Below are 4051 nucleotides of genomic sequence, written 5' to 3'. Positions count from 1 at the left end.
AGAAAACGACCATAAGAATGGTCGCCTTCATCGAAAATTGGATTAACAACTATCCAAAGAAATGTTTGAACTATTTATCTCCTAGACAATTTTTACTAAATGCCTAACTTAGACTTGAAATTTAGCATCCTAAAGAAAAAATATATTCTATTACATCTGAAATTGATTTTGAGAAAACAGTATTTGAGTATCTTATGTTTCAGAAAAATAGGAATATACACAATTTCCTAAATAGCATATCTAATAATGTTTTATACTATTCAAAAATATCAAAACAAAACAGACAATTATCTATAGAAATCGAGGATGAAAACGATGAGTGAAGCTACAGAAAAAAACTATTTTGTAATTAAAGATATTTTCAATGTTGTCCGTCCTAACAAAAGAAGTTCAAAAAAATATCTTAGTGGTGATGTACCATTTGTTTCATCAGGAATATTTAACAACGGTGTTGATAGTTATAAAATGCCTAAAAATGAAGAAGATATAGATAAAGGAAACTGCATTTCAGTAAGTCCTTTAACAGGTAGCACTTTTTATCAATCGAAAGATTTTTTAGGACGAGGAGGTGGTGGTTCATCAATCATACTACTCTACAATGATAGCTTAACTGAAAATAGTGGACTTTATATTGCGACAGTAATTCGGTGTTTATTGGAACAAAAATATGAGTATCATGATATGGGGAACTCAACAGATATTAAAGAAGAGGAAATCTTATTACCTAGTATAAAAACCCAAAAAGGTATTGAACCAAATTGGAAATATATGGAATCATATATAGATAATAAAAAAACAATAGTAAATTATAAAATAGAATTACTAAGCGAAATATAAACACTTTTGAGCAAATAATAATAGACGATTTCCTAAAAAGGAAGTCGCCTTTTTTATATTTTCGTAAACACTACATATAGTGTTTGGTGTAAACTGGTATATAGTTCCCAAATTTTATTCTATCTTCTATTTTTGAAAAATTTGCTTCATACTTTTTTATTTTAGCTAAATAACTATTCTCAACTTTGTTCCCACCGAATGCTTCATAAATAAAAATTTTATTGAAAACAAAACCTACTTGCTTCCCCGAAAAACCTAAAATTCCTTCAATATTCTCAATACGAGCAAATTCACTAAGTAAAAACTTAATTTGCTTATCCATATCTGATAGCAGCATACCTTCGTAATTATCATCTTTTAATAATCTAGTTGTGGATAAATCAACTCCCATCCCCCAAGATGAAGTAGACTCAATAGAATTAGATAATTTTACAAAAGAAACCTTATTAATAAGCCATTCACTATCATCATCTCCTACAAACTTCGCTCCTTTAAATACTAAGTTCCACTCATTATTTCCATAACTACTCTCATTCAAGGCATGAAAATTATAGTAAGCATGTCTTCCCTTATAGCTTGGATCGATTTCATCAAGATTCTTAAAAATAAACATTTTATTCTCATCCAGGCTAAAAATATCATTGACCAACCTTGTTTTCCCTACCCCATTCTCACCGACAATCACTGTCAAGTCATCAATGCCTTGGGCATAGGGGATTTTGATATAATTTTGATCCTCAATGACTTCAAATTCTTTCCCTGTGATGTGCTTGATTTTAAGATCTGGTAAGAAATTGACAACCTCATACTGACCATTTTCTTTCGCTTCAATCATGGCGACCAACCGCATGCCTTTTTGTGTCATTTGACTGTTCTCCTTGTGGTTTAAGTTTATTATACCATTAAATACAAAAAGAAGGCACCAGGGTCAGGGCCTTCTGTGTTATATGATTACAGCAAGAAATGATACCCAACTAGGCAGGGTTGGGGTGGCTGACAATCATGGTCAATCTTCCTTCAACTGTCCAGTTGATAACATCATTTGGTAAAATAAAATGATCACCTTTCTTCACTTGGTAAGTTTGTTCTTCAAGGATTAGTTGCCCTTGTCCGTCTAAGACACTGACCAAGAGGTAGTCGGCAGTACGCGACATAGTAACCTGCTCGGCTATATCCCACTTATAAACCGTGAAAAAAGGGTTGGATACTAAGAGGGTCGAGGTAAAGCCAGGAAACTGGAGGCTAGCAGGTGTACTATTTTGGGCTGGACCGATGGTAGCCACCTCAATAGATTTTGCCAAATGAAGTTCCCTCTTCTGACCATTATCATCCGTGCGTTCAAAATCATAGACACGGTAAGTTGTGTCACTGGACTGTTGGGTTTCTAAAATCATGATACCCTTGCCGATGGCATGAATCGTTCCTGCTGGCACGTCGAAAAAGTCACCAGACTTAACAGGCACTCGTGTCAAAAGCTGGTCCCAAGCGCTCCAAGCCGTAAGTGACTTCAATCAAGCCACATATGATTGCCTCTATACATTGTCTCATCAGAACCATGTATTACCATTTCATACATCCATAATCGCTACAGTGTGTCTAGCCACTACAGAAATTATAGAGTCGTTATATTAATAGTCTTAGGAAATCAATAACTTTCCTTAAAATGGGCAATAAACAAAATATCAGGATAGCAATACAAATAGAAACTAGAATCCGAGAGACTCTCGTTGCTTCCCCAATAATACGCGTTTTGGGGGTTGAAGCATTAGAAACACGGTGACCACGCACAAGGAGACGGTGGCTATTGACACCATAAGGTGTGCAGGTAACTAAGGTGACATAATCTCTCTCAGGATTAATCTTAAGAGCAGACACATCATCTGGTGTAACGGTTAAAATTTGGTCTACTTCATAGGTTAAAGTCTCATCTAAGACCTGTATTAAAAATTGATCTCCCTCAACCATCTGATCAAGATCTGAAAAAAGTTTTGCTGAAGGTAAGCCTCGATGTCCTGAAATAACCGCATGAGTCCCCTGACCTCCAACTGGTAAGGAGGTTCCAGGAATATGTCCAATGGCTACTTGAAGAACAGATTCATCAACGCCATGATAAATGGGAAGGTTGGTCTTGAGCTTCGGAATTTCCACATAAGCCATAATCCCTATGTCGGTTATGTTTAACAGTTGGTTATAATGCGATAACTCTTCTTCAATGACATTTAAATCAGGAATGGTATTTTGACTCAAAAAAGCGTTATAACGTTGTGCTTCTTCTAATATTTTAGACGTATCATTTTCAGATAGCTGATTCACTTGATCCACATAGCCTGCTACAGCTTTCGATTGGTGTAGCGAATTCCAATAATCACTGATCGTTGGATACAGGAGTAAACTTAAGCCAATGAAAAAGATAAAAAGAAATAAAATGGAAGGATTGATTTTTTTTAACATACTCATTAACTTTTCTTACAAATCATGACCACCCGTCAAACGGGTGGTTTGAACAGGGGCTATAAGCCCATAACACCAGCCAGCGCCTATGCTACTCTCTTTCACGTTGTTCAAGCCTAACTGCTTTTGACCCGTCACTGGCCTCTTAAAGAGGCGTTAGTACTACTTGCCATTATCCCTAAAGGGATCTTCATATTCTTTCACACTCAAGAATCAAGTGCGATGTCATGTTAATTCGCCTTCTTATTTCTAAGCTCATGAAGAAATCATCCACTGGATAATTCCTTTGCTCCTGTATATATTTTTAATCGTGGCTTCGTTAAGTCCGACTGTGCTCACATAATAACCCTCCGCCCAAAAATGGCGATTGCCAAATTTATATTTCAAGTTGGCGTGTTTATCAAACATCATAAGAGCACTCTTACCTTTTAAATAGCCCATGAAACTGGAAACGCTGATTCTTGGTGGAATACTAACTAGCATATGAACATGATCTGGCATTAAATGTCCTTCTATAATTTCAACACCTTTATAGCTACATAAACGGCGGAATATCTCTCCTAAACTGCTTCGATATTGATTATAGATGACTTTTCGTCTATACTTAGGGGTGAACACAATGTGATAGTTACAATTCCACTTTGTGTGTGATAAACTATGTGCTTTTTGAGCCCCTCAACTTTTTTATTTTTAGGTTTCGGCAAAAATCATCCACTGGATAATTTTTCTCCTCCTTTCGCTCTACAATAGGCTTGAACACCTT

At 35.9% G+C, this 4051-nt stretch carries 3 protein-coding genes and 3 pseudogenes; 2 read left to right on the top strand and 4 right to left on the bottom strand.

Annotated features, from left to right (window positions below; genetic code table 11):
* Together HF992_RS11660 and HF992_RS11655 are read left to right on the top strand one after the other, a co-directional pair.
* Nucleotides 1-107: pseudogene (locus HF992_RS11660) on the top strand (IS30 family transposase); the annotation flags it as partial.
* Nucleotides 108-315: 208 nt separating this feature from the next.
* Nucleotides 316-837: a restriction endonuclease subunit S gene (locus tag HF992_RS11655; protein ID WP_168550158.1), complete on the top strand. Its 522-nt coding sequence runs from the start codon at nt 316-318 to the stop codon at nt 835-837.
* A gap of 70 nt (nt 838-907) precedes the next feature.
* Here HF992_RS11655 and HF992_RS11650 read toward each other — a convergent pair whose 3' ends face one another.
* The 4 genes and pseudogenes from HF992_RS11650 to tnpA all read right to left on the bottom strand — a co-directional run.
* Complete coding sequence (locus tag HF992_RS11650) at nt 908-1702, bottom strand: hypothetical protein (RefSeq protein WP_168550157.1); 795 nt, start codon at nt 1700-1702, stop codon at nt 908-910.
* 109 nt (nt 1703-1811) lie between these two features.
* A pseudogene (locus HF992_RS11645) lies at nt 1812-2348 on the bottom strand (class I mannose-6-phosphate isomerase); the annotation flags it as partial.
* Nucleotides 2349-2460: 112 nt separating this feature from the next.
* A complete protein-coding gene (locus tag HF992_RS11640) occupies nt 2461-3288 on the bottom strand; it encodes a class C sortase (RefSeq protein ID WP_168550155.1) in 828 nt (275 codons plus the stop codon).
* Between the two features lie 285 nt (nt 3289-3573).
* Nucleotides 3574-3909 (bottom strand): annotated as a pseudogene (tnpA, locus tag HF992_RS11635) (IS200/IS605 family transposase); the annotation flags it as partial.
* Nucleotides 3910-4051: the final 142 nt, after the last annotated feature.

It is taken from the genome of Streptococcus ovuberis (assembly GCF_012396585.1).
GTDB classification, from domain to species: domain Bacteria; phylum Bacillota; class Bacilli; order Lactobacillales; family Streptococcaceae; genus Streptococcus; species Streptococcus ovuberis.
Note: the sequence above shows the minus strand (reverse complement) of the source record. Positions and strands in the feature narration are given on the sequence as shown.